General features: G+C 67.6%; 21 protein-coding genes. 8 read left to right on the forward strand and 13 right to left on the reverse strand.

From position 1 onward, the window contains the following. Window positions 1-14: 14 nt before the first annotated feature. From urtC to urtA, 3 genes are all read right to left on the reverse strand, one after another. The gene (urtC, locus tag ACAM52_RS13580; protein WP_369647301.1) at window positions 15-1,211 is read right to left on the reverse strand and encodes an urea ABC transporter permease subunit UrtC; all 1,197 of its coding nucleotides are present in this window, start codon (window positions 1,209-1,211) and stop codon (window positions 15-17) included. A gap of 28 nt (window positions 1,212-1,239) precedes the next feature. After that, window positions 1,240-2,154 carry an urea ABC transporter permease subunit UrtB gene (gene urtB, locus ACAM52_RS13585; RefSeq protein ID WP_369647302.1) on the reverse strand — a complete coding sequence of 305 codons (915 nt, stop codon included), beginning with the start codon at window positions 2,152-2,154 and terminating at the stop codon, window positions 1,240-1,242. A 124-nt stretch (window positions 2,155-2,278) separates the two neighbouring features. Continuing rightward, window positions 2,279-3,547 carry an urea ABC transporter substrate-binding protein gene (urtA, locus tag ACAM52_RS13590; RefSeq protein ID WP_062478305.1) on the reverse strand — a complete coding sequence of 423 codons (1,269 nt, stop codon included), beginning with the start codon at window positions 3,545-3,547 and terminating at the stop codon, window positions 2,279-2,281. Window positions 3,548-3,791: 244 nt separating this feature from the next. Between urtA and ACAM52_RS13595 the strand changes: the two genes are divergently transcribed. The 3 genes from ACAM52_RS13595 to ACAM52_RS13605 all read left to right on the forward strand — a co-directional run bounded on the left by ACAM52_RS13595 (window position 3,792) and on the right by ACAM52_RS13605 (window position 8,914). Further along, window positions 3,792-7,187, forward strand: coding sequence for an ATP-binding protein (locus tag ACAM52_RS13595; protein ID WP_369647303.1), 3,396 nt, complete (start codon window positions 3,792-3,794; stop codon window positions 7,185-7,187). Beyond that, the gene (locus ACAM52_RS13600; RefSeq protein ID WP_139701704.1) at window positions 7,159-8,052 is read left to right on the forward strand and encodes a response regulator transcription factor; all 894 of its coding nucleotides are present in this window, start codon (window positions 7,159-7,161) and stop codon (window positions 8,050-8,052) included. Before ACAM52_RS13595 ends, ACAM52_RS13600 begins: the two co-directional genes overlap by 29 nt. A gap of 91 nt (window positions 8,053-8,143) precedes the next feature. Beyond that, a complete protein-coding gene (locus tag ACAM52_RS13605; RefSeq protein ID WP_369647304.1) occupies window positions 8,144-8,914 on the forward strand; it encodes a TIGR04325 family methyltransferase in 771 nt (256 codons plus the stop codon). A 29-nt stretch (window positions 8,915-8,943) separates the two neighbouring features. Here the strand turns inward: ACAM52_RS13605 and ACAM52_RS13610 are convergent, their stop codons facing one another. Together ACAM52_RS13610 and ACAM52_RS13615 are read right to left on the reverse strand one after the other, a co-directional pair. Then, window positions 8,944-9,858 carry an amino acid ABC transporter substrate-binding protein gene (locus tag ACAM52_RS13610; RefSeq protein ID WP_369647305.1) on the reverse strand — a complete coding sequence of 305 codons (915 nt, stop codon included), beginning with the start codon at window positions 9,856-9,858 and terminating at the stop codon, window positions 8,944-8,946. Between the two features lie 10 nt (window positions 9,859-9,868). Further along, on the reverse strand, window positions 9,869-10,300 hold the full coding sequence (locus ACAM52_RS13615; protein WP_062474623.1) for a VOC family protein: 432 nt from the start codon (window positions 10,298-10,300) through the stop codon (window positions 9,869-9,871). Between the two features lie 109 nt (window positions 10,301-10,409). Between ACAM52_RS13615 and ACAM52_RS13620 the strand changes: the two genes are divergently transcribed. The 5 genes from ACAM52_RS13620 (at window position 10,410) to ACAM52_RS13640 (ending at window position 14,203) form a co-directional block, all read left to right on the forward strand. Further along, a complete protein-coding gene (locus ACAM52_RS13620) occupies window positions 10,410-11,330 on the forward strand; it encodes a LysR family transcriptional regulator (RefSeq protein WP_369647306.1) in 921 nt (306 codons plus the stop codon). 24 nt (window positions 11,331-11,354) lie between these two features. Beyond that, on the forward strand, window positions 11,355-12,251 hold the full coding sequence (locus ACAM52_RS13625) for an SPFH domain-containing protein (protein WP_062474619.1): 897 nt from the start codon (window positions 11,355-11,357) through the stop codon (window positions 12,249-12,251). A gap of 45 nt (window positions 12,252-12,296) precedes the next feature. After that, a complete protein-coding gene (locus ACAM52_RS13630; RefSeq protein WP_369647307.1) occupies window positions 12,297-12,500 on the forward strand; it encodes a hypothetical protein in 204 nt (67 codons plus the stop codon). Window positions 12,501-12,582: 82 nt separating this feature from the next. Next, a complete protein-coding gene (locus ACAM52_RS13635; protein WP_369647308.1) occupies window positions 12,583-13,398 on the forward strand; it encodes a substrate-binding domain-containing protein in 816 nt (271 codons plus the stop codon). 70 nt (window positions 13,399-13,468) lie between these two features. Beyond that, window positions 13,469-14,203, forward strand: a complete 735-nt coding sequence (locus ACAM52_RS13640) for a transporter substrate-binding domain-containing protein (protein WP_369647309.1) — start codon at window positions 13,469-13,471, stop codon at window positions 14,201-14,203. A 149-nt stretch (window positions 14,204-14,352) separates the two neighbouring features. Here ACAM52_RS13640 and ACAM52_RS13645 read toward each other — a convergent pair whose 3' ends face one another. The 8 genes from ACAM52_RS13645 to ACAM52_RS13680 form a co-directional block, all read right to left on the reverse strand. Then, complete coding sequence (locus ACAM52_RS13645) at window positions 14,353-14,760, reverse strand: hypothetical protein (protein WP_369647310.1); 408 nt, start codon at window positions 14,758-14,760, stop codon at window positions 14,353-14,355. A gap of 72 nt (window positions 14,761-14,832) precedes the next feature. Beyond that, on the reverse strand, window positions 14,833-17,070 hold the full coding sequence (locus tag ACAM52_RS13650) for a M1 family metallopeptidase (RefSeq protein ID WP_369647311.1): 2,238 nt from the start codon (window positions 17,068-17,070) through the stop codon (window positions 14,833-14,835). A gap of 655 nt (window positions 17,071-17,725) precedes the next feature. Then, window positions 17,726-19,042, reverse strand: coding sequence for an MFS transporter (locus ACAM52_RS13655; RefSeq protein ID WP_369647312.1), 1,317 nt, complete (start codon window positions 19,040-19,042; stop codon window positions 17,726-17,728). A 41-nt stretch (window positions 19,043-19,083) separates the two neighbouring features. After that, window positions 19,084-20,241, reverse strand: a complete 1,158-nt coding sequence (locus ACAM52_RS13660) for an alpha/beta hydrolase family protein (protein WP_369647313.1) — start codon at window positions 20,239-20,241, stop codon at window positions 19,084-19,086. A 15-nt stretch (window positions 20,242-20,256) separates the two neighbouring features. Then, window positions 20,257-21,363, reverse strand: a complete 1,107-nt coding sequence (locus ACAM52_RS13665; RefSeq protein WP_369647314.1) for a porin — start codon at window positions 21,361-21,363, stop codon at window positions 20,257-20,259. Window positions 21,364-21,418: 55 nt separating this feature from the next. Then, on the reverse strand, window positions 21,419-22,387 hold the full coding sequence (locus ACAM52_RS13670) for a 2Fe-2S iron-sulfur cluster-binding protein (RefSeq protein ID WP_369647315.1): 969 nt from the start codon (window positions 22,385-22,387) through the stop codon (window positions 21,419-21,421). Window positions 22,388-22,410: 23 nt separating this feature from the next. Further along, entirely contained in the window at window positions 22,411-23,454 is a 1,044-nt protein-coding gene (locus ACAM52_RS13675) for a Rieske 2Fe-2S domain-containing protein (RefSeq protein ID WP_369647316.1), read from the reverse strand. A gap of 11 nt (window positions 23,455-23,465) precedes the next feature. Then, window positions 23,466-23,687, reverse strand: a complete 222-nt coding sequence (locus ACAM52_RS13680; RefSeq protein ID WP_062474598.1) for a recombinase-like helix-turn-helix domain-containing protein — start codon at window positions 23,685-23,687, stop codon at window positions 23,466-23,468. Window positions 23,688-23,714: the final 27 nt, after the last annotated feature.

A 23,714-nucleotide genomic window follows, 5' to 3' on the forward strand; every position in this document is an offset into this window, starting at 1 on the left:
GGCTCCGGTGTCGGTCAGGCGCGCTGGCGGCCGATGCCTTCGGGCAGCGCGGGCCCGGCCTGCGGTGCGGCGACGGGTGAAGGTGCCGACACGGCGGCGGGCGGCGGCTTCGTCGCGGCGTCGCGCAGGGCCTGGCGGCGCGAGGCCCACCACGGCTTGATCGTGTCTTCCCACAGGCCCGCCAGGCCCATCGGGAAGGCCATGGTCACGCCGATGAAGAGCGCGGCCATCAGGAACAGCCACAGGTCGGGAAAGCTCTCGGAGAACAGCGTCTTGCCCGCATTCACCAGCAGCGCGCCGTACACCGCGCCCACCAGGCTCATGCGGCCGCCGACGGCGCAGAAGATCACCATCTCGATCGAGGGCACGATGCCCACGAAGCTCGGCGACATGAAGCCCACCTGCAGCGCGAACATCGCGCCGCCGATGCCCGAGAGCCCGGCCGCCAGGCAGAAGGTGAAGACCTTGAAGTTCGACACGTCGTAGCCCGAGAAGCGCACGCGGTCTTCCTTGTCGCGCATGGCCAGCAGCAGCGTGCCCAGCTTGCTCGTCTGCACCCAGCGGCACAGCACGATGCTGGCCACCAGCAGGCCCACGCAGACGTAGTAGAGGATGTACTTGGCGCTGTCGGTGCGGGTGTCCCAGCCGAGCAGCGTCTTCAGGTCGGTCATGCCGTTCACGCCGCCCGTGTAGCCCTGCTGGCCAATGATGAGCACCGTGCAGATGAGCGCCACCGCCTGCGTGATGATCGCGAAGTACACGCCGCCCACGCGGCGCTTGAACATCGCGAAGCTGATGAGCCAGGCCAGCGCCATCGGCGCCAGCACCACCAGCGCCAGGCTCAGCGGCAGGCTCTTGAACGGCAGCCACAGCGCGGGCAGCTCGGTGATCTGGTTCCAGTCCATGAAGTCCGGGATGCCGGGCGTCGACTGGATCTTGGTCGTGATGGGGTCGGAGGCTTCGAGCTTGAGGAACATCGCCATCGCATAGCCGCCGATGCCGAAGAACACGCCCTGCCCCAGGCTCAGCACGCCGCCGTAGCCCCACACCATGACGAGGCCCACGGCCACGAAAGCGTAGGTGAGGTACTTGCCCACGAGGTTGAGGCGGAAGATGTCGAGCGACAGCGGCAGCACCACCGCGAGCAGCAGCACCAGCAGCAGGAGGCTGCCGAGCTGGTAGCGCCGGATCGAGGCCTTGAGGAAATTCATCGAGAGGTTCTCCGGGAAGGATTCGGGTTCAGCGACGGACCTTGACTGCGAACAGTCCCTGCGGTCGCATCATGAGAATCAGCACGATCAGCGACAGCGTCAGCACCTTGGCCATCGAGCCGGTCATGAAGAACTCCGAGATCGACTGGGTCTGCGCAATGCCGAAGGCCGAGACCACGGTGCCCAGCAAGCTGGCCGCGCCGCCGAAGGTGACGACCAGGAAGGCGTCGACGATGTACAGCGACCCCGAGGTCGGCCCGGTCGAGCCGATGGTGGTGAAGGCCGCGCCCGCCACGCCGGCAATGCCGCAGCCGATGGCGAAGGTGAGGCGGTCGGTCTTCTGGGTGTCGATGCCGGTGGCGTTGGCCATCGTGCGGTTGGCCACGGTGGCGCGCACCCGCAGGCCCCAGCGGCTCTTGTGCAAGGCGATGAGCACGCCGCCCGTGACCAGCGCGGTGAGCGCCAGCACGAACAGGCCGTTGATCGGAATGTCCAGCCCTTCGTGCGGCGTCCACGAGCCCATGAGCCACTCGGGCAGCGTCGGGCTCACTTCCTTCGGGCCGATGAAGGTGCGGAAGATCTGCTGCAGGCCCAGGCTCACGCCCCAGGTGGCGAGCAGCGTGTCGAGTGGCCGCTTGTACAGGTGGCGGATCAGCGCCCACTCCACGAGCCAGCCCGCGATGAAGGCGAACACGAAGGCCAGCCCGATCGCGATCGGAAAGTAGTACGGCATGAGCGAGGGCGCCATGCGCTCGGTCACCTGCGCGGCCAGGAAGATCGAGTAGGCGCCGATGGTCATGAACTCGCCATGCGCCATGTTGATCACGCCCATCTGCCCGAAGATGATCGCGAGCCCGAGGCCCATGAGCAGCAGCACCGCGAAGAGGCTCAGCCCCGCGAAGCCCTGCATCAGGCCGATGTTCATCATGTCCGAGAGGCTCATTGCGCAATATCCGGTAAGGGTCAGGGAACAAGTCGTGAGACACCGCGGAACCGGCTTTGCCGGGCCGCTGGTGTCGCCCCCTTGAGGGGGAGGCGGCTACACCAAGTGAGCCGCTTCGGGGGAGTTACTGATACCCCTTCGGGAACGGATCGGGCTTGATCAGTTCGCCCGATTCCGCAACGACCTTGAAGCTGCCATCCAGCTGCCCTTGCCCGATGCGCGCCTTGCTCCACAGATGGTGGTTGGCGTCGAGCTTCACGTAGCCTTCCGGCGCCGTCTTCAGCTCGATGCCCGGCGACGCCGCGACCACCTTGTCGATGTCGAAGCTGCCCGCCTTCTCCACCGCCGCCTTCCACAGCCACGGGCCGAGATAGCCCGCCTGCGTCACGTCGCCGATCACCGCGTCCTTGCCGTACTTGGCCTTGAAGGCGGCCACGAACTTCTTGTTGTTCTCGTTGTCCAGCGTCTGGAAGTACTTCATCGACGAGTAGAAGCCCGCGAAGTTCTCGCCGCCCACGCCGGTCATCTCGTCCTCGGTCACGGCCAGCGTCAGCAGGAACTGCTTGTCGCCGGTGATGCCCGCGGCCTTGAGCTGCTTGTAGAACGCCACGTTCGAGCCGCCCACCACCGCCGCGAAGATGCAGTCGGGCTTGGCCACCTTGATCTTGTTGATCAGCGAGTTGAAGTTGGTGTGGCCCAGCGGGTAGTACTCCTCGCCCTTGACCGAGCCCTTCTGGAAGTTCTCGATGTGCTTGCGCGCGATCTTCATCGAGGTGCGCGGCCAGATGTAGTCGGAGCCGACGAGGAAGAAGGTCTTGGCCTTCTTCTCCTTCGCGCCCCAGTCGAGGCCCCAGATGATCTGCTGCGTGGCCTCCTGCCCCGTGTAGATCACGTTCTTGCTCTGCTCCAGGCCTTCGTAGAAGGTCGGGTAGTACAAGAGGCCGTTCTCTTTCTCGAACACCGGCAGCACGGCCTTGCGCGAGGCGCTGGTCCAGCAGCCGAACACGGCCGCGACCTTGTCGTTGACCAGGAGCTTCTTCGACTTCTCGGCGAAGGTGGGCCAGTCGGAGGCGCCGTCTTCCTTGATGACCTTGATCTTGCGACCCAGGATGCCGCCCATGGCGTTGATCTGGTCGATGGCCAGTTGCTCGGCCTGGATGGAGCCGGTCTCCGAGATGGCCATGGTGCCGGTGGACGAATGCAGCTGGCCCACCGTGACTTCGGTGTCGGTCACCGCGAGCTTGGTGGTGTTGACCTTGGCCGTGGGGAACTGACCCTGGCCGAAGCTCAAGCCGCTCAGGCCCATCACGGGCAGCGCGGCGGCGCCCTGCAGCAGACGGCGGCGGCGCAGTGCCATGGCATCGAGGGAAGAAGGATCGGAATCACGCGACATCAGGAACTCCAGGCAGGTTGAAAGAAGAGTGAGCCGCGCACCATCGCAGTGCATCGGACGGTGCTGCGAGCACCATGGCTGGTACTTTAGAAATCACTTGCCTCTGCGCGAATACGTCATTCAACGTAGCGATGCGCCCCTGCCCGGGCCGCAGACTCGCGAGCAGACAAGGCACGAGACGGCAGGGAGCGCTTCTTGCTGTACCTGCCGCATGCCACCGTTGCCGCCGCCGCGAGAACCCGCCATGACATCCGTCTCCGGACAGAAGATCTTTCGCATCCGCCGCGACTACAACGCCTGGGTCGCGAACGAAACGCTGGAGGACTACGCGCTGCGCTACACGCCGCGCAGCTTTCGCAAGTGGTCGGAGTTCCGCGTGGCCAACGCGGCCTTCGGCGCCACCTCGTTCCTGGCGCTGGAGGCCATCGGCGGGGCCATTGCGCTGAGCTACGGTTTTTCGAACGCGCTGTGGGCGATCCTGGTGGTGGGGCTCATCACCTTCCTCACGGGCCTGCCGATCTCGTACTACGCGGCGCGCCACGGCGTCGACATGGACCTGCTCACGCGCGGCGCCGGCTTCGGCTACCTTGGCTCCACGCTCACCTCGCTGATCTACGCGAGCTTCACTTTCATCTTCTTCGCGCTCGAAGCGGCCATCCTCGCGCTGGCGCTGCAGATGTACCTCGACTGGCCGCTGTGGCTGCTGTACCTGGTGTCGTCGATCGTGATCATTCCGCTGGTGGCGCGCGGCATCACGCTCATCTCGGGGCTGCAGCTGTGGACGCAGCCGATCTGGATCGTGCTGTTCGTCTGCCCCTTCATTGCGGTGATGGTGAAGAAGCCCGAGCTGTATGCCGACTTCACCGGCCTCGTAGGCCGCACCTCGGACAGCAGCGGTTTCGATCCGCTGATGTTCGGCGCGGCGGCCACCGTGGCCTTCTCGCTCGTGGTGCAGATCGGCGAGCAGGTCGACTACCTGCGCTTTTTGCCCGAGAAGACCGCCGCCAACCGCGGGCGCTGGTGGACGGCGGTGCTGGTCGCGGGGCCGGGCTGGATCGTGCCGGGCATGCTGAAGATGATGGGCGGCGCATTCCTCGCCTTCCTGGCGCTGCAGCACGAGATACCGGCCAACCACGCGATCGAGCCCACGCAGATGTACCTCACGGGCTTTTCGTACGTGCTGCGCGACCCGGCGTCGGTGCTGGGCATCACGGTGCTGTTCGTGGTGGTCTCGCAGATGAAGATCAACCTGACCAACGCCTACGCAGGCTCGCTCGCGTGGTCGAACTTCTTCGCGCGCCTCACGCACAGCCACCCGGGGCGCGTGGTGTGGCTGGTGTTCAACGTGGCCATCGCAATCTTGCTGATGGCGCTGGGCGTGTTCGCCGCGCTGGAACACGTGCTGGGCTTCTACAGCAACATCGCCATCGCCTGGGTCGGCGCGCTGGTGGCCGACCTGGTCATCAACAAGCCGCTGGGCTGGAGCCCGAAGACCATCGAGTTCAAGCGCGCGCACCTGTACGACATCAACCCCGTGGGCCTGGTCGCGATGCTGGTGGCGGCGGCGCTGGCGATGCTGGCCTATTCCGGCGCGCTGGGCCATTGGGCGCGGGCCTTCTCGCCCTTCATCGCGCTCGCCACGGCCATGGCCGTGTCGCCACTGCTGGCGTGGCAGACGCGCGGGCGCTACTACCTGGCGCGCACCGACATCGACCGCTGGACGCCGGGCCAGAGCGTGAAGTGCTCGGTGTGCGACAACAGCTTCGAGTCGGAAGACATGGCGCATTGCCCGGCCTACAGCGCACCGATCTGCTCGCTGTGCTGCACCTTGGAGTCACGCTGCCACGACCGCTGCAAGACCGACTCGCGCGCCGCCGAGCAGATGAGCGGCTGGCTGCAGGCGCTGCTGCCGCCCGCGCTGTCGGCGCGGCTGAACTTCCGCGTCGCGCATTACCTGCTGGTCGCCACCTCGCTGATCGCGCTGCTCGCCACCGTGGTCGGCGTGGTCTACGCGCAGGAGGCCATCGCGGGCACCATCGATTCGGCGATGGCGACGGCCTTTCTCAAAGTGTTCGCGCTGCTCTCGGTGATCGCCGCCGTGGCCGCGTGGTGGGTGGTGCTGGGCAGCGAGAGCCGGCAGATGGCGCAGGAAGAATCGAACCGCCACAACAACCTGCTTGCGCTCGAGATCGAAGCGCACCGCCGCACCGACGCCGCGCTGCAGACCGCCAAGGAAGCCGCCGAAGCCGCGAACCAGGCCAAGACGCGCTACGTGGCCGGCATGACGCACGAGCTGCGCACGCCGCTCAACAGCATCCTGGGGTACTCGCAGATCCTGCTCAAGGGCGGCGACGCGGCCCTGCCACCGCGCGAAGCGGTGCAGACCATCCACCGCAGCGGCGAGCACATGCTGGGCCTCATCGACGGGCTGCTCGACCTGGCGCGCATCGAGGCCGGGCGGCTGCAACTGGAGCCCTCGCCGCTGGCGCTGCCGGCCTTTCTCGACCAGGTGGTGCAGATGGTGCGGCCGCAGGCCGAGGCCAAGGGCCTGGCGTTCGTCTACACGCATGCGGGCCGGCTGCCGCCGTGGGTGCATGCCGACGTGAAGTGGCTGCGCCAGATTCTCATCAACCTGCTGACCAACGCCGTGCGCTTCACCGACAGCGGCACCGTCACGCTGCACGTCGACGCGCGGCGCGAGGTGCTGCGCTTCGACGTGGTCGACACCGGCATCGGCGTGGCGCCGCAGGACCGCCAGCGCATCTTTTTGCCCTTCGAGCGCGGCGCCGCGGGCCGCCGGCGCGGCGAGCCGGGCACGGGGCTGGGTTTGACGATCACCGGGCTGCTCACCTCGCTCATGGGCGGCGAGCTCAAGCTGGCGTCGACCTCCTCGGCGGGCAGCACCTTCAGCGTGCGCGTGTACCTGCGTGAGGTGGCTGACCCCGGCCCGCAGGCGGGCTCACGCGAACCGGTGTCGGGCTACCTGGGCGAGCGCCGCACGCTGCTGGTGGTAGACGACCAGCCGGTGCAGCGCCAGATGCTCGCCGGCATGCTCGCACCGCTGGGCTTCACGGTGCGAGAGGCGGCCAGCGGCACCGAGTGCCTGGACAGCCTGCGCGAAGAGCTGCCCTCGGCCATCCTGCTGGACCTGACGATGGACGACATGGACGGCTGGCAGACCGCGCGCTCGGTGCGGGCCTCGGGCTTTGCCGAGCTGCCGATCATCATCGTCTCGGCCAACATGTTCGAGAACCAGACCGACCGGCTGCGCGCCGCGGGCTGCCAGGCCTTCGTGGGCAAGCCGGTGATCGAGTCGGAACTCATCGCCACGCTGGAGCGGCACCTGGGCCTCGAATGGCTGGCGACCGGCGATGCCCTGCCGCCGCCCGCCGACCCCGATGCGACGCCGGTGCGCCCGCCCCTGCTTGCGCTCGGCGAAGACGACCGTGCCGACCTCATGCGCCTGGTGCAGATGGGCCATGTGCGCGGCCTGCACACCGCGCTCGACCGGCTGGCCGCGGCCTCGCCCGCGGCGGCGGCCACCTGCACCTGGCTGCGCGGCATGGTCGCGCGCTTCGAACTCGACAACCTCCGCAACGCACTGGCAGAAGATGCAGACACTCCCCTCGCCCGGTCATGAATCCGAACGCCCCGTCGTGCTGGTGGTGGACGACGCCCCCAGCAGCCTGGGCATGCTGTGCGACACGCTCGAGGCCAGCGGCTACACCGTGCTGGTGGCGGCCGACGGCGAGGCCGCGCTGCAGCGGCTCGAGCTGGTGGTGCCCGACGCGATATTGCTCGACGGCCTCATGCCCGGCCTCTCGGGCTTCGAGACCTGCCGGCGCATCAAGGCCAACGCGGCGCTGGCGCACATTCCGGTGCTGTTCATGACCGGCCTGTCGGAAACCGCGCACGTGGTCGAGGGCTTCGAGTGCGGCGGCGTCGACTACGTGGTGAAGCCGATCCGCGCGCAGGAGGTGCTGGCGCGGCTGCACACCCACACGCGCAACGCCCGCATCACGCGCATGGCGCGCGACGCGGTCGACGTGGCGGGCATGGGCGTGGTGTTCGTCGACACGCGCGGGCGCATCGCCTGGCGCTCGCCGCAGGCCGCGCTGTGGTTGCATGCACTCGAAGACCCGGTGGCGCCGGGGCGCCTGCCCGCGTCGGTAGAGCCCGCGCTGGCGCCGGGTGCGTCGATCGCCATCGGCACCGCCACGGCCATGCGCCTGTCGGTGCGCAACCTGGGCGCGGCGGCGCTCGGCGAGACCATGCTGCTGTTCGCCATCCAGCGCGAAGGCCCGGCCGCGCGCCTGGCCGATGCGGCCCTCACGCCGCGCGAGACCGAGGTGCTGTCCTGGCTCGCCAAGGGCAAGACCAACCGCGACATCGGCGAGATCCTGGGCACCAGCCCGCGCACGGTGAACAAGCACCTGGAGCACATCTTCGAGAAGCTGGGGGTGGAGACCCGCGCGGCGGCGGCGGCACTGGCGAGCGGCATGTAAACCCCCACGGGGTAACCGCCCCCGCGGCACTGGGCTATCGCCCCCAAAGGCGCCGGTTGCGCTCAGAATGCGAAAGCCACAGGAGAGAGACATGCTTTCAAGCCTGCTGACCTTCCCGCCCCGCGAGAGCGCCTACCGGCGCAAGTTCCTGAACAACACGGACGAGAACCTCTTCATGGGGTCGTTCGAGAGCTTCGAGGCGGCCGAGGCCGGCGCGCCGCCCACCAAGGCCGTCGGCTACGCCAACGCCGACGCGGGCGAGCTCTACAGCCCGCAGATCTATTTCTACGACTACCCCGGCCTCTTCTGGCTGGGCCGCTCCATCGATGCGGGCCTGACGCGCGTGTTCGACCTGGGCGGGCACGTCGGCATCAAGTACTACGCCTTCCGGCGCGTGCTGAGCTACCCCGACACCCTGCGCTGGACGGTGTGCGACGTGCCCGGCGTGGTCGAGAGCGGCCGCGCGATGGCCGTCAAGCGCGAGGCGACCGCGCAACTGAGCTTCACCACCGACTACCGCGATGCGAGCGGCTGCGACGTGCTGTACGTGTCGGGCAGCCTGCAGTACCTGCCGATGCGCATGGACGCCATTCTTTCCGCGCTCGCCGTGAAGCCCCGGCGCATCGTCATGAACACCACGGCCGTGCACCCCGAGCGCACGATCTACACGCTCAACAGCATCGGCGTGGCCGTGTGCGCCTACCGCATCCAGCACCACGACGAGCTGCTGGCCGACCTGGCACGCTCCGGTTACCGCAAGCGCGACGTGTGGCGCAACGAGGGCAAGCCGATCGAAGTGCCCTTTGTCGATGGCGGCGACAAGCCGTACTACGCGGGCTGCTGCTTCGACCTGATCGTCTGATTCGACCTCGTCGCCTTGCGGGTGCCGCCCTATCGCACCTCGTAGTCTTCCATCGGCTTGTCGCTGGGGTTGGCCCAGGCGGCCCTGGTCAGGGCGCTGGCCGGCAGCCCCACCTTCGCGCCGTGCGGCGCAATGGGTTGCATGAACCACTTGTCGTAGATCCGCGCGGCCTCCCCGCTCCTTGCCAACGCCAGGACGCTTTGATCGACCAGCTTCTTGAACGCGGCATCGCCCTTGGGAATCATGATCGCGATCGGCTCGACGCTGAGCACCTGGTCGAGCAGCCTGTACTGCGCGGGCTCCTTGCTCCTGGAAATCAAGGTGGCAAGGATCTGCCCGTCGGCGACGAAGCCCTCCGCGCGGCCCGATTCGAGCAGCAGGAACCCTTCGCTGTTGTCCTTGGCGTACACCTGCGCGATCTCAGGGGCGTTGTCGCGCTTGAGTTTTCTCAGCAGCTGGACGGAGGTGCTCCCCGTCGTGACGGCCACCGCCTTGCCGGCGAGCTGAGCCGCCGAAGCAACGCCGGATGTCGCCTTGACCGCGATGCGAACCCCTTCGACATAGAGCGTCGGGGCGAACGCGACGTCCTTCTGGCGCGCCGCATTGTTGGTCGTGGTACCGCATTCGATGTCGACCGTTCCGTTCTGCACGAGGGGCATGCGGTTCTGCGGCGTGACGAGCTGGTACTTCACGTGGATCTTGCCGATCTGCAACGCCTTCCCGATGTCGGCAATGACACGTTCGCAGACCTCGACGTGAAAGCCCGTGTAGCTGCCGGGCCCCAGCGTGAAGGACATGGCGCCCGAGGCGTCGCGCACGCCCATGGTGATGGCGCCGGACTCCCTGATCTTCTTCAGCACGTCGGTTTGGGCGGATGCACGCCCGGCGCACAGCAGGAGCGCCGCGGCCGTTGCGGCCGCCAGAAGGCAGTGGGTTGTTTTCACGTCGGCGCTTTCAGACGGCGAACAGCGAATCCAGGTCCGCAAAGGACTTCAGCTCGATGGCGTTGCCCGACGGGTCGAGAAAGAACATCGTCGCCTGTTCGCCGGGCTCGCCCTTGAACCGGATGTAGGGCTCGATCACGAATTTCGTCTGGCGTGCGATGAGCTTGTCGGCCATTGCCTGCCACAGGTCCATCGGCAGCACGGCGCCGAAGTGACGCACAGGCACGTCATGGCCGTCCACGGCGCTGTGCGTCTTGTGGCCGCATTCGTCGGGCGCCAGGTGCGCCACGATCTGGTGGCCGTGGAAGTTGAAGTCGACCCACTCGGTCGAACTGCGGCCTTCGGGACATTCGAGCAACTCGCCGTAGAAGGCGCGTGCCTCGGCGATGTCGCGCACGGGAAAGGCCAGGTGGAACGGGATGCGTGCAGTGGGGGTGCTCATGGGGTTCGTCGATCAAGGAGTTCAGGGTGAGCAAACTCTAAGCAGCAAGCCACATAACCGAAAACGATATATTTCATCGCTGAGCACCACCCATTTCGATGAATCCCGAATGATCACCGAGCTTCGAACCTTCATCGCCGTGTGTCGCCACGGCACATTCGCCGCGGCGGGAGAGCGCATCGGCCTCACGCAATCGGCCGTCAGCAGCCAGATCAAGCGGCTCGAGGAATCCCTGGGGTTCCAGCTCTTCGATCGCACAGGCCGCTCTGCCACCTTGAATGCGGCGGGCGAGACCACGCTGGGACGGGCGGAAGAAATCTGCGGCCTCTACGCCAAGCTCGGCGAGCTGCCCGACGACGCCGCGAACGCCGGGCTGCTGCGCATCGGCGCCATTGCGTCCGCGCAGCCGACACTGGTGGCGCGGGCGCTCGAGAAACTGCGCGCCGGCTTCCCCCTGCTGCGCGTGCACATCTCGCCCGGCGTGTCGATGCGGCTGATGGACGACCTGGACGCCGGCAGCATCGATGCGGCCGTGATCATCCGGCCGCCTTTCGGCATTCTTCCCGAGCTGACGTGGCAGACCCTGGTGCGCGAGCCCTATGTGCTCATTGCCCCCGCGAGCGTGCCGGGCAGGAACTGGCGCACCCTGCTGCAGGAACAGCCGTTCCTGCGCTACGACCGCGCATCGTTCGGCGGGCGCATGGTCGAAAGATTCCTCCAGCGCGAAGGCCTCGTGGTCAGCGACGCCATCGAGGTCGACGAAATCTCCGGACTCATCCACCTGGCCTCCAAGGGCCTGGGCGTTGCGCTCGTGCCGTGGGTCGAGGCCCACCTGCCGCTGCCGCCGGGCGTGCGCATGCTGTCCCTCGGCGAGGCCACGTTCCATCGCGAGATCGGCCTCCTGCAGCGCAAGCCACGCGCCAGCCCGCCCCTCGTCGCGCAGTTTGCGCAGTGCCTGCGCGAGGCAGCCGAACCGGCGAAGGCGAGCCGAAAGAAATCCTTGACGAGCTCCAAAAAGATATTAAAGTGATATCACTTTCAACAGGAGGCCTTCATGCACGAGCAGACCCCGTCCATCCCTCGCCCGGTCCGCAGGGAGCGGCCGTACCGGTCCGTCAACGGATACGGCATCGTCGCCGTGGCGCTGCTGATCCTTGCGGTCGGCGCCTGGGTTCTCGTGCGGCGGATGATGCCGCTGCCCCTGAGCATCTTGCTGATCGTCGTCGGCGTCTCGCTGCTGCCGGGCCTGTACATGCTCAAGCCCAACGAGGGCATCATCCTCACGCTCTTTGGCAAGTACCAGGGCACCGACCGCACCGAGGGCCTGCGCTGGACCAACCCGTTCCAGGCCGGCCAGAAGATCTCGCTGCGCGCGCGCAACCTGAACACGCCGCCGCTCAAGGTGAACGACAAGCGCGGCAACCCGGTGGAGATCGGCGCGGCCGTGGTCTGGCGCGTGCACGACACGGCGCAGGCCGTGTTCGAGATCGACGACTACAACAAGTTCGTCGCCATCCAGTCCGAAGCCGCCATCCGCCACCTGGCCACGCTCTATGCCTACGACAGCGGCGACGACCTGCAAAGCGACGAGGTCACGCTGCGCGCCGGGCTCGACGTGGTGGCCGACGCCCTCAAGGCCGAGCTGAACCAGCGCTTCGCCAGCGCCGGCGTCGAGGTGCTCGATGCCAAGCTCACGCACCTGGCCTATGCGCCCGAGATCGCCCAGGTGATGCTGCGGCGCCAGCAGGCCGTGGCCATCGTGAGCGCGCGGCACCAGATCGTGGCGGGCGCGGTCGGCATGGTCGAGGCCGCCCTCAAGGGGCTGTCGGAGCGCAACCTCGTCGTGCTGGATGACGAACGCAAGGCCTCGATGGTGTCGAACCTGCTGGTGGTACTGTGCTCGGACCGCGAAACCCAGCCCGTGGTCAACACGGGCACGCTCTACACCTGATGCATCCAAGGCTCCCGTTCACCGCCGCCACGTCGTTGTTCCCTGATGGCCAGTCCCGGTAAGAAGTCCTACCCGCTGCGCATCGATCCGGCCCTGTGGGCCGAGGTCGAGCGGCTGGCGGCCCAGGAGTTGCGCAGCGCGAACGCGCAGGTCGAGTTCCTGCTGCGCGAAGGGCTCGCGAAGCGGGGGCGCCTGCCGGCGGCGGCTGCGCCCACCAAGGACGCGGACCCGCCCAAACCCTCGCGCTAGTAGTAACCCCGGATTTCCTGAAGGCCGATTGACAGCCTCGGCCCCTACGATGACACGGCACGATCTTCAGGAGACACACGCCGTGACAGCCTTCGCCTTCCCCCGTTCCGCCCTGACCCGCCGCGCCGCCCTGGCGCTGGCCGCCGCCTTCGCGCTCGCCGGTTGCGTCAGCACCCCACCTGCCGCCACGGGCAACATCCACGTCATGACCTCCGGCGGCTTCACCGCCGCCTACAACGAGCTGCGCCCCGGCTTCGAGCGCAGCACCGGGCGCAGCGTGAAGACAGCCTACGGTGCGTCGATGGGCAACGCCAGCGACTCGATTCCCAGCCGCCTCGGCCGCAACGAGCCCGCCGACGTCGTGATCCTGGCGCGCCCCGCGCTCGATGCGCTGGTGGCGCAGGGCAAGGTGGTGGCGGGCAGCCAGGTCGACCTGGTGCGTTCGTCGATCGGCTTCGCGGTGCGCAAGGGCGCGCCCAAGCCGGACATCGGCACGGTCGATGCGCTCAAGCGCACGCTGCTCGCGGCGCCGTCGATCGCCTACTCGGCGAGCGCGAGCGGCACGTACTACGAGACCGAGCTGCTCAAGACGCTGGGCATCGAAGACCAGGTGAAGCCCAAGAGCAAGCGCATCCTGAGCGAGCGCGTGGGCACGGTGGTGGCGCGCGGCGACGCGGCCCTCGGCCTGCAGCAGGTGAGCGAGCTGCTGCCCATCGAGGGCATCGACTACATCGGCCCGCTGCCCGCCGAGGTGCAGCGCGTGACGGTGTTCTCGGCCGGCGTGGCCACGGCCTCGAAGCAGCCCGAGGCGGCGCGCCAGCTGATCCGTTACCTCAACGCCCCAGCCGCGGCGCCGACGATCGCGAAGACGGGGCTGGAGCCCCTGTCGGCACGCTGAGCCGGCGCCCCACGGCCCGTAAACTGGCGGCCTTCATCCCCTCCTTCCGCCTTCCCGACGAACGGACGCCATGACCACTTCGCCCTCTTCCGCCCTCGTGACCGCCTTCGCGCCCAGCGGCACGCTGCGCGCCTCGATCAACCTCGGCAACCCGATCCTGGCCAACAAGGACGCCACCACGGGCGAGCCGGTCGGCGTCTCGATCGACCTGGCCCGCGAGTTCGCGCGGCGGCTTGGCGTAGGCATCGAGCTGGTGGTGTTCGAGAAGGCCGCGGCCTCGGTGGACGCGGTGAAGAACGAGAAGGCCGACATCGGTTTCTTCGCGGTCGATCCGGCGCGCAGCGAAGGGCTGCGCTTCACGGCGCCGTATGTGCTGATCGAAGGCAGCTACCTCGTGCCCGAATCCTCTGCGCTGACCGACAACGCGCAGGTCGATGCTGCAGGCCACCGCATCTCGGTCGGCTCTGGGAGTGCCTACGACCTGTTCCTCACGCGCGAGATCAAGGCGGCCGAGATCGTGCGTCTTCAGGGCGCTGGCCCTGCGCTCGCGGCATTGCGCGCAGGCGAGGTCGAGGTGGCGGCGGGCATCCGCCAACTGCTCGAAGGCGAAGCGGCCCGGGCACCGGGTGTGCGTGTGCTGCCAGGGCGCTTCATGGTGATCCAGCAGGCGATGGGCACGCCTGCCAGCCGGGGGGCCGAGGCGCAGGCGCTGCTCTCTTCCTTTGTCGAGGAGATGAAGGCTTCTGGCTTTGTGGCCGATGCGTTGAAACGCCATCGCATCGAAGGCGCGATCGTTGCGCCGTAACTGAGCGCTCTTGTTCAGGGCGCGTGCACAGGCCACCGGGTACTTCCCTCCGCGAATGTCCCCCGGCCTTCGGCCTCCTCCTTGATTTCGCTGCGGGAAGCACCCAGTGTCCTGTGCCCGCTGGGCGCCGTCGTGGTGGTGGTGGCCGATCAGAGCTTGTGCGCCTCCACCGGCCCCTGCGAATAGAACAGGAAGTAGCCCGTCTGCGTCTTGAAGCCGTTCTTCTGCCAACCGGGCGGCACCTTGAAGATGCCGAGCTGGTCGCTCGAGATGCCGACGAAGGAGGTGTTTTCCGTGTCGGTGGTGATGCGGCTCCAGCGCTCGCGCGTCACCGGCTGCAACTGCATCTTCGGTTCGCTCCACTCGGGTGTGCGCACCTTGTCGCGCATGATGTAGCGGTCGCCGTCGCGCTCGATCTTGACGACCTCCTTGAGCACGCCGTTGCGTTCGACGGCGTAGACGCCGACCAGTTCGGCCTCGGGCCCGCCGCGCGCGCCGCAGGCCGAGAGCAGTGACACGCAGGCCACTGCCAGCAAGGAATTCAGAAGAGTTTTCATGAGGTTCGAATGAGGTGACGCATGCGCCGCCGGGCGGCGCATGCGGGTTCATGAAAGAAGGTTCAGTTCAACTCAACGCTTCTGGTTCTCGCGCAGCGGCAGCTTGCCCTGGAAGCGCAGTGCGTGCGGGTACTCCTCCTTGCCGCCCGCCTCCACCGCCGCCATCTTCTGCTGGCTCAGCTGCGTCTTGGCGAGCAGCGGCGCCGGCAGGTTGAGCACGCCCTTGATCTGGTCGTACTGCGCCTGCGTGATGCGCCCCACGCCCAGCAGGCGGAAGGCATCGCGCTCGATGTTCAGCAGCAGCGGCTTGTTGCCCGCGAAGTTCTGCACTTTGGCCAGCAGGTTGCTCCGCGAGGGCGCGCTGTAGTTGCTCACGTAGTAGTCCTGCCCCGTCGGCCCGGCCAGCACCGCGGTGCAGCCCGGCAGCTCGACCTGCGTGGCGTTGTTCGACATCACGAAGGTCTCGCGCTTTTCCATCGCGTCGCCGTACGCCAACGTGACGGGAATGGTCCACGTCGAGGCCGGGAACTGGTTCTGGTTGGGGAACGACTCCTGCGTGATGTTCACGTAGGTGCGGTCGCCGGCGCACTGCGCATCGACCGTGAGCAGCGGAATGCCGGTCTGGCGGATGAAGCTGTCGCCGATCTCGCTCACCTTCTTGCCGCCGGCGGCCTTCTCCAGCGAGGTCCACAGCCGCGTGGGCGTGACGTTGCCGAACGCGTAGTCCTTCAGGTAGATCTGCAGGCCCTTCTGCATCGCCTCTTCGCCGATGTAGTTCTGCACCATCTCCAGCACGTGGCTGCCCTTGTTGTAGACAAAGATCGCCGGGCTGATGAAGCCGAACGAGCCCGCGTCGTTCAGGTTGCGCTGCACCGGCACGGCCGAGGGCTTCAGGTCGGCCACGATCACGTTGTGCTTGTCCAGCACGTAGTCGGAGAAGCTGTAGTACTCGGGGTGGAACTTGATCGTGGTGCGCCGTTCGAACCAGCGCGCGAACGATTCGTTGAGCCACACGTTGTCCCACCAGTCGAGCGTGACGAGGTCGCCGAACCACTGGTGCGCCACCTCGTGCGTGACCACGGTCACCGAGTACAGCGTGGGCTTGTCGCCGGGCTTGGTGAGCACCGCATCGGCAAACTCGAAGATCGCACCCCAGTTCTCCATGCCGCCGAAGCCGGTGTTGGGCTTGTTGTCGTAGCTGTCGTTGGCGGCCACGGTGTCGAACTTCTTGAAGGGCAGCGAGATGCCGGTGTACTTGTAGTAGTAGTCCATCGACACCTTGGTCCACTCCATCGCGAACTTGGCCCAGTCGGAGCGGCCCGGCGGCGTGAACCAGCGCAGCGCCATGTCGCTGCCGTCCAGCGGGTTCTTGAAGGTGTCGGCCAGGATGTCGAACTTGCCGCCGCCGAAAAAGGCCAGGTACATCGGCATCGAGGGCGTCTTCTCGAAGGCCACGCGCTGGTAGCCGTCGGGCAGTTTCACGGCCTCGGTCTGCGCGCCGTTGGACACGGTCTTCCAGTCGCCCGGCACCTCGGCCGAGATCTCGAAGGTGTGGCGGAAGGCCGGCTCGTCCCAACCCGGGAACCACTGGCGCGCGAAGTTGGTTTCGCCCTGCGTCACGATGGCGTCGCTGCTCACGCCCTCGGGCGTCGACAGGCCCACCTTGAAGATGCCCGACGCGGCCGAGCACAGCGGGTTCTTCGCCATCACTTCCGGCGTGCAGTACTCGGCATCGGAGAACTGGATCTTGCCATCCCACTCCATGTGCAGCAGGTACTTGCCCTTGGCGATCTGGCCGTCGTTCAGGCGCAGTTGCACGAAGTCGCCGCGCGTCTGCGGCGTGGGAATCAGCGGGATCGCCTCACCCGGCTTGGACACCTTGCGCAGCGTGGTGCGCCCGCGCGCAAAGTTGAGGTCGTGCGCGGCGACGACGATGGCGTCGACCGGCTTGAGCACGTCGATCTCCACGTCGGCGCGGCCCACGAAAGTCTTGAGCGCCGCATCGGGGCGGAACCACAGCTTGTAGTTCACGGGCCAGACCGTGTCGGGCAACTCCATCGGCCGGGCCGAACGATCGACCGCGGCCACTGCCGATTCGGGTGCGGCGGGCACGCCGTCGTCGGGGGTCTTCTTGGTGGTGTCGCCGCTGTCGGCCGCGGGCGCGTTGGCCAGCGACGGCGCATTCAGGCCGGAGCCGCCGAACGATGCGCCACCGCCGCTGTCTCCGCCGCCGCCGCAGGCCGTCAGCGCGGCAAGGGTCACGGCCGTGAGGGCCAGGCAATGAACGACAGGTGTATTCAGTGATTTCATGATCGCCTCTGGGTACTCTTGGTAAGGAACATGCGCCGCACCGCAGGCACCGGCGGATAGCCGGCGATGCGCGTGACGCGCGCGGGATGAGTGGAACGACAGACCGACAGGAAATGCGGGCAACACAGCGCCCTCTCGGCGAACAGACCGTTCGTCAGGAACGCAGGCTCAGGCCGGACCGCACCGCATGTGCTGCGGTGGTCCCAGGATGCGCGGGGCGAGCGGCGCCATTCCCGTCAAGACGCGGGGTGTGGGGGGAGCGTGTGAACGCGGTGGGGTGTCGCGGGCCGGGCTCAGTGCCCGTGCATCGACGCGATGCGTTCACCCGTCAGGTGAACGGCCGGGGCCATGGCGAAAGCGATGGCGACGGCAAGACTGGCTGCGGCTCTTGTGGTTGATTTCACGCGCATTCCCTCGTCCGTTGAAGTGCACGCAGTTGTAGCTGATCGATGCAATGAGCTCAACGATCCGCGGAACTTTTCTCTCTCCAATTGTTCGCGCGTGATAGGCCGAATGGCGTCATGGCACGCGACGCGTGCCATGCGATACGAAGATGGTTCTGCGGCCGAAACACCTGCTCACGCAGATGACAAAAACACGGGGCCTTCACTGTGACGAAGCGGCCACAGTACGAAGGTTCAAGCCGCGGCGAAGGCTACGAAAGCTGTGAACCAGAGACTGCAGCAGTGCGTTGCGCACGCTCGCGCCACCACAGCAGGAAGCCGCATGCGAACACGACGAGCTGCGTGCCGATGAGCAGTGCAAAGCCCGCGAAGAAACCCGCCGCCGACGAGGCCGCAGTGACCGCCGTGTTCGCTGCGCCCGAGCCGTGCGACACCGCGCTGATCACGCCGCCCATCAGCGCCGGCATGAAGCCCGCCACGAGGCTGCCCACGCCGTTGGTCACGCCGAAGGCACTGGCCGTGTGCTCGGGCCGCGAGCAATGCTGCACAGTGCTCGGAATGGCGGGGCTTTGCAGGCCCCAGAAGAAGTTCGCCGCCACGAGGCAGGTCGCGGCCATGTACGGGTCGCGCGCATTGATGGCCAGCAGCACCGACAGCGCCACGCCCGCGCTCGCGCCCATGAAGATGAAGGGCACACGGTCGCGCCCGAGCTTGTCGATGAGCACGCCGCCCGTGAACACCGCGAGCACGGTGGCGTACTGCGGCAGCGAAGCGATCCAGCCCATCTCGCGCAGCGAGAAGCCGCGCGCCTCGCGCAGGTAGGTCGGCAGCCAGTTGCTGCTGCCCCAGAGGTAGGCCAGCGCCGCCGACGTCAGCAGCGTGATGAGGAACAGGTGCCGCGTGTGCAGCGCGCCTTTCACGATGCCCGCCACGCGCGACATCGCATCGCCCAGCGACGAAGGCTTGATGCCGTCGCCGTGTCCCGCGGGCATGCGCACGAAGGCCAGCACCAGCGGAATGCCCAGCACGATGTTGAGCACGCCCAGCACGTGGAACGAGCTGTCCCACTCGAACTGCGTGAGCAGGTAGCCCACCAGCGGATAGCCCACCGCCAGGCCCAGGCCCGTGCCCATGTTCACCAGCGCATTGGGCTTGCCGTTCTCGTGGCTCTGGAAGTGCGCCTTGATGTACGACGAGGCCAGCGAGAACAGCGGCCCTTCCGACACGCCCAGCAGCACGCGCGACGCCAGCAGCAGGCCGTAGCTGTTGAACATGGGCGAGGCCCAGGTCACCACGCCCCACAGCACGAGGCCGTAGATCAGGCTGCGCCGCACGCCGAACAGCGCCGAGCAGAACGGCGTGAGCACGAAGGCCGAGATGCCGTAGCCCAGCATGAAGGCCGTGGCCAGCAGGCCCTGGCTCACGCGGTCGGAGGCGTCGAGGCCCACGTGCTTCAGGAAGGCCGCATCGGTGATCAGCACCGCGATGTTGATGCGGTCGACGTAGGAGATCGCGACGATCACGAACAGGGTGACGACCCCGTACCAGCGCATGGCCTTGGATGACATGGGATTCTTCTCAGGTGGGTTGCACGGGGGCCGGCGCGGCTTCAGGGGCAGTCGTTCGCCGGCCTGCCTGCGTCGAGGACCGTTCGGGCGAATCCGAACGCGTCGGATTGCGAGGCGCCGATGACCGACCGATGGGTCTGTCCGGCGTACTGCTTCAGTTGCACGGTCGCGCCGCGCGCGCACAGGCTGCGCACCATCGCCGCCGTGGTGTCGGGCGTGACCGTCGTCTCGTCCTTCTCGCCCTGGATGACCGACACGGGCACCCGCATCGTGAGCGACGACGCATCCTGCGCGGCCAGCAGCCGCGCCATCGCGTCGTACGCCGCGCCGGGCTTCAGGTACGGCCCCGGCGGCAGCGGCAGCATCGCGAACAGCCCCGAGAGGCAGGCCGAGCCCATCGCCTCGAGGTGCGGGCGCAGCGCGGGCGAGGTCAGGGCCTGCACGTCGATGGCCGGATTCATCGCCTTGGCGCTCATCACGGTCAGCGACACGAAGGGCAGCGCCGGGACGGCCACCGCTTCGCCGCGCACCACGCTGTCCATGAACCGCAGCACGCCGGGCCCCGTGGGCGCGATGGCGATGGCCGCCCGCAGCGGGTAGCGGCCGGCGCTGCGGTCCGGCAGGCCGGCGGCCCACAGCACGGCGCCGCCGCCCTTGCTGTGGCCCACGGCGATCCAGTCGGGGCGCAGCTTCACGCCGTCGAGCGCATGCGCGGCCGCCACGGCATCGGCCAGGTTCTCGGCATTGCTGCGGCTGTGCAGGTCGGGCACGGGCCCGAAGGCGCCCCACCCTGCGTAGTCGGTGCGCACCACGGCATAGCCTTGCTGCACCCAGGCGTTGAGGTAGGCATCGCGCTCGCGGTTCACGACCAGCGAAGGCGCGCACTGCGGCGCGAGCCCGGTCGAGCCGTTGGCCCAGGCGATCACCGGATAACCGCCGGCGGGCGCGGGCGTGCGCGGCAGCGCCACCTGGCCGACGACCACCGCGTTCGCGCCGTCGAAGGTGGTGGACGCGTACGACATGACCCAGTTGCGCCCTGCGTCGGGCAGGCCGTGCAGCTTGTCAGGGCTGGCCAGCAGCAGCTGGCCGGGCGCGGGCGGCGTGGTCGGCGACATGCCGGCGCAGCCGGCCACAAGCAGCGATCCGAGGGCCAGCGCCGCGAGGCGCCGCACCTGCGGCCAGACGGGGGTTGCGCGCATGCCGGCCCTTTCGCGTCAGAACATGTGCCGCATGCCGAACTCGACGCCGCTGGAGGCGCGGTTGGGCATGGTGATGGCGCCGGCCAGGGCCTGCGTCGCGCCGTTCTTGTTGCTGATGCGCGCGATGGTGCCGTACACCGCCGTGCGCTTGGACAGGTTGTGCACGTAGCCGATGGCCAGCTTCGAGGTCGTGGGCTCGCGCACCGCGTTGAGGGGCTCCAGCTTGTAGCGTGCGTACGAGGCCTTGATCTCGCCCGGCCCGATGGGCAGCTGGAAGCCGACCAGCACGCCCTTGGCATCGGTGCTGCCCTTCGATTCCTTGTACAGCTCGCTCGTGAGCTTGAGGTTCATGAGCGCCGCATCGAAGGTGTAGGACGCGCCCAGGTTGGTCACGCGCAGGTCGCCAGCGGCGTAGCGCGTGCGGCCGGTGGCCAGCGCCACGTTGAGGCCGCCGCTCTGGTAGCCGAAGCGCGCGCCGGTGTGCTGGCCGTCGCGCTTGTTCGACACCTGGGTGCCGGGCAGCACCGAGTTCGAATCGTTCTCGCCCATCGCGTACATCACCTGGCCGTAGAAGCCGCCCAGGCTGGCCGGCAGGAAGTAGCCGATGCTGTTCGAGGCGCGCGTGCCGGTGGGTGCCACCAGGCCGCCCAGGCCCGAGAAGTAGATCTGGTTGGCGCCGATGCCGCCGCCGGTGCCGAAGGGGTCGAAGATCGCGGTGTTCCAGAAAGCCGGCACGTAGTCGCGGCCCAGGCGCACTTCGCCGAAGGGGCCGGCCAGGCTCACGGTCGAGCGGCGGTTGAAGCTCAGCACGCCGGGCGTGCCGTTGCCGCTGGCCTGGTTGTTCGAGTTCGACGGAAAGCCCGTGCCGCTGTCGTTCTGCAGGCCCATCTCGAGCCAGAAGTTGGCCGAGTAGCCGCCGCCGAGGTCTTCCGTGCCGCGAAAACCGAGGCGGCTGAACATGTTGCCGCTGTTGCCCAGCTGCGTCTTGTGGGCCGATCCGTTGCCGCTGCCGCGCGTGTAGACCACGGAGGCGTCGACGACGCCGAACAGCGTCACGGAAGATTGGGCCAGCGCTGCGCCAGCCGCGGTGGCCGCAGCCATCGCGATCAAGTACTTTTTCATTGAATGTCTCGGTTGGTTTTCTCTCGGCCGTCTTTTGGGGTTGTGGCCTTCTCGTTCAGATATCCAGCACCAGCCGCTCGCCCTTGCAGCGAGAGACGCAGATCATCATGGTCTTGTTGGACGCACGTTCGATCTTGGTGAGGATGCCGTCGTGGTGATCGACTTCGCCCTCGAGCACCGCCGTTTCGCAGGCGCCGCAGACGCCTTCCTTGCAGCTGTGGTCGGGGTTGAGGCCAGCGTCGATCAGGCTGTCGAGAATCGACTTGCCCGGAGGCACCTCGATGCTCTTGCCGCTCTTGGCGCATTGCACCACGCAGGTCTGCGTGGCGCTGGGCGCCTCCACATGCACGGCGGCGAAGCGTTCGATGTGGGCGTTGGCGTAACCCAGTTGCTCGCAGCTCTTTTCGAAGGCGTCGAGCATCGGCGTGGGGCCGCAGCAGTAGTAGTGGCTGGTGGCGCCCTTGCCGGCCAGCAGCGAGGCGAGGTCGGGCGGCGCGCCCTTCTCGTCGTCGAAGTGCCAGGTGAGCTGCACCGACTTCTCGGTGGCCAGCGCTTCGATGGCGTCGCAGAAGGCGGCTTCCTTGCGGGTGCGCGCGCAGTAGACGATTTCGACCGGTTGGCCGATGGCGATGAGCCGCTGCAGCATGCACCAGATGGGCGTCACGCCGATGCCGCCGGCCACCAGCACCGAGCGCTCGGCGCCCTCTTCCAGCTTGAAGTTGTTGCGCGGCGCCGAGATGGGCAGCGTCATGCCCACGCGCAGCTGCTGGTGCACGTAGCGCGAGCCGCCGCGGCTCTTGCGGTCGTTGAGCACGCCCACCACGTAGCGCTGGCGGTCGCTCGAGGGGTTGCACAGCGAGTAGCTGCGCACCAGCCCGTTGGGCAGGTGCAGGTCGATGTGGGAGCCGGCCTCGAAGGCGGGAAAGTCCACTGCCGGCGTGGCCGGCCGGAACTCGACGCTGACGATGCCGTCGGCCTCGTAGCGCATGGTGTGCACGAGGGCGTTCAGCGTGGGAGAAGACATGGCGATGCTCGCTTGCTTGCAGTTCAGGCCGTGGCGGCCTCGGCTTCGGCCAGCTGCGCTTGCGCGAGATTGCGCATGTGGCGGCGCAGGCGGACGATGCCCAGGTCGTGCTGGTACAGGTTCTCGTGCTGGTTGGCGTCGGCTTCCATCTCTTCGAGCATCACGCGGTCTTGTTCCAGCACGTGCCAGTGGCGCGCCTCGAGGCGGTTCTTGTAGAGGAAGCGCCAGGTGTCGCGCTCCCAGCCCGGCGCCAGCTTGCGCGCGCGCCAGAAGAAGGTGGCGGTCATGCCGTTGGCCATCGGCGAGAAGGCGCCGATGATGATGAAGTTGCCGCCGGGGCCGCCGGTCTTCGGGTACGGAATTTCCAGGCGCATCCAGTGGATGCCGGTGTCGGCCCACTCGGTCCAGTCGAAGTTGACGTTGCGCTGGCCTTCCTTCTCGAACACGAAGCCGATGTCGGTCGGGCGCACGCCGAACTTGGCGCTGGAATCGCCCTCGGCCATCGAGTGCGACTGCTTGTGCAGGTACGTGCCGTGCATCGGGTCCATCACGTTGTCCAGCACGTAGCGGTAGTCGCCCTTCCACTCCGTGTAGCACAGGAAGTTCGCGTACTCGGCCTCGTCGGTCAGCTGCTCGGGCAGCACCAGCGGCGGCGGCACGTCGACCGGCTCCTTCGAGTTGTAGAGGAACACGGCGCCCGCGCGCTCCTGCACGTGAAAGTGCCGCGTGGCGCGCGAGCCTTCGAGCTTGCAGCCGGGGCTGCCGGGCACGCGCGTGACCACGCCGTCGTGGCGCACTTCGACGCCGTGGTACGGGCACGAGAGGCGGTCACCCAGGATCACGCCCTGCGACAGCGGCGCGCCGCGGTGCGGGCAGCGGTCTTCCAGCGCGTGCAGCACGCCTTCGCCGTCGCGCCACAGCGCAATCTTGCGGCCGAGGCGGCGCAGGGAGATCGGGTTCTCCTTGATGAAGTGCGAGGGGCAGATCGGGTACCAGAGGTCCTTCAGGCCGATCTCGAGCAGGTGGTCGACCGGATCGGCGGGAACGGGATGGATGGCGATGGTCATGATGGTTCTCCTCAGGCGGCCAGCGTGGCCATTTCCTTGCGGTACAGCGCCTCGGTCCATGCGAGGCCGCCCGGCGTGGCCAGGCCGCTGTCGTTCAGGCGTTGCACCAGGCCCGGCAGGTCGTGGATGCCGTCGGCATAGGCGCGTTCGATCACGTCGCCCAGCAGGTCTTCGTAGGTGGTCGCGGGGCGCTGGCGCGCCTGGTGCGGTTGGAGAAAGCGGTCTTGTTGCATCGTGAGCCTCCGTGGAGCGAGGGAGAA

The sequence above is a fragment of the Variovorax sp. V118 genome, assembly GCF_041154445.1.
Classification (GTDB): Bacteria; Pseudomonadota; Gammaproteobacteria; order Burkholderiales; family Burkholderiaceae_C; genus Variovorax; species Variovorax boronicumulans.

Excerpts from the sequence above, each read along its gene's own strand:
- urtC (WP_369647301.1), bottom strand. The coding sequence starts at position 1,211 with ATGAATTTCCTCAAGGCCTCGATCCGGCGCTACCAGCTCGGCAGCCTC.
- urtB (WP_369647302.1), bottom strand. The coding sequence starts at position 2,154 with ATGAGCCTCTCGGACATGATGAACATCGGCCTGATGCAGGGCTTCGCG.
- urtA (WP_062478305.1), bottom strand. The coding sequence starts at position 3,547 with ATGTCGCGTGATTCCGATCCTTCTTCCCTCGATGCCATGGCACTGCGC.
- ACAM52_RS13595 (WP_369647303.1), top strand. The coding sequence starts at position 3,792 with ATGACATCCGTCTCCGGACAGAAGATCTTTCGCATCCGCCGCGACTAC.
- ACAM52_RS13600 (WP_139701704.1), top strand. The coding sequence starts at position 7,159 with ATGCAGACACTCCCCTCGCCCGGTCATGAATCCGAACGCCCCGTCGTG.
- ACAM52_RS13605 (WP_369647304.1), top strand. The coding sequence starts at position 8,144 with ATGCTTTCAAGCCTGCTGACCTTCCCGCCCCGCGAGAGCGCCTACCGG.
- ACAM52_RS13615 (WP_062474623.1), bottom strand. The coding sequence starts at position 10,300 with ATGAGCACCCCCACTGCACGCATCCCGTTCCACCTGGCCTTTCCCGTG.
- ACAM52_RS13620 (WP_369647306.1), top strand. The coding sequence starts at position 10,410 with ATGATCACCGAGCTTCGAACCTTCATCGCCGTGTGTCGCCACGGCACA.
- ACAM52_RS13625 (WP_062474619.1), top strand. The coding sequence starts at position 11,355 with ATGCACGAGCAGACCCCGTCCATCCCTCGCCCGGTCCGCAGGGAGCGG.
- ACAM52_RS13630 (WP_369647307.1), top strand. The coding sequence starts at position 12,297 with ATGGCCAGTCCCGGTAAGAAGTCCTACCCGCTGCGCATCGATCCGGCC.
- ACAM52_RS13640 (WP_369647309.1), top strand. The coding sequence starts at position 13,469 with ATGACCACTTCGCCCTCTTCCGCCCTCGTGACCGCCTTCGCGCCCAGC.
- ACAM52_RS13645 (WP_369647310.1), bottom strand. The coding sequence starts at position 14,760 with ATGAAAACTCTTCTGAATTCCTTGCTGGCAGTGGCCTGCGTGTCACTG.
- ACAM52_RS13650 (WP_369647311.1), bottom strand. The coding sequence starts at position 17,070 with ATGAAATCACTGAATACACCTGTCGTTCATTGCCTGGCCCTCACGGCC.
- ACAM52_RS13655 (WP_369647312.1), bottom strand. The coding sequence starts at position 19,042 with ATGTCATCCAAGGCCATGCGCTGGTACGGGGTCGTCACCCTGTTCGTG.
- ACAM52_RS13660 (WP_369647313.1), bottom strand. The coding sequence starts at position 20,241 with ATGCGCGCAACCCCCGTCTGGCCGCAGGTGCGGCGCCTCGCGGCGCTG.
- ACAM52_RS13665 (WP_369647314.1), bottom strand. The coding sequence starts at position 21,363 with ATGAAAAAGTACTTGATCGCGATGGCTGCGGCCACCGCGGCTGGCGCA.
- ACAM52_RS13670 (WP_369647315.1), bottom strand. The coding sequence starts at position 22,387 with ATGTCTTCTCCCACGCTGAACGCCCTCGTGCACACCATGCGCTACGAG.
- ACAM52_RS13675 (WP_369647316.1), bottom strand. The coding sequence starts at position 23,454 with ATGACCATCGCCATCCATCCCGTTCCCGCCGATCCGGTCGACCACCTG.
- ACAM52_RS13680 (WP_062474598.1), bottom strand. The coding sequence starts at position 23,687 with ATGCAACAAGACCGCTTTCTCCAACCGCACCAGGCGCGCCAGCGCCCC.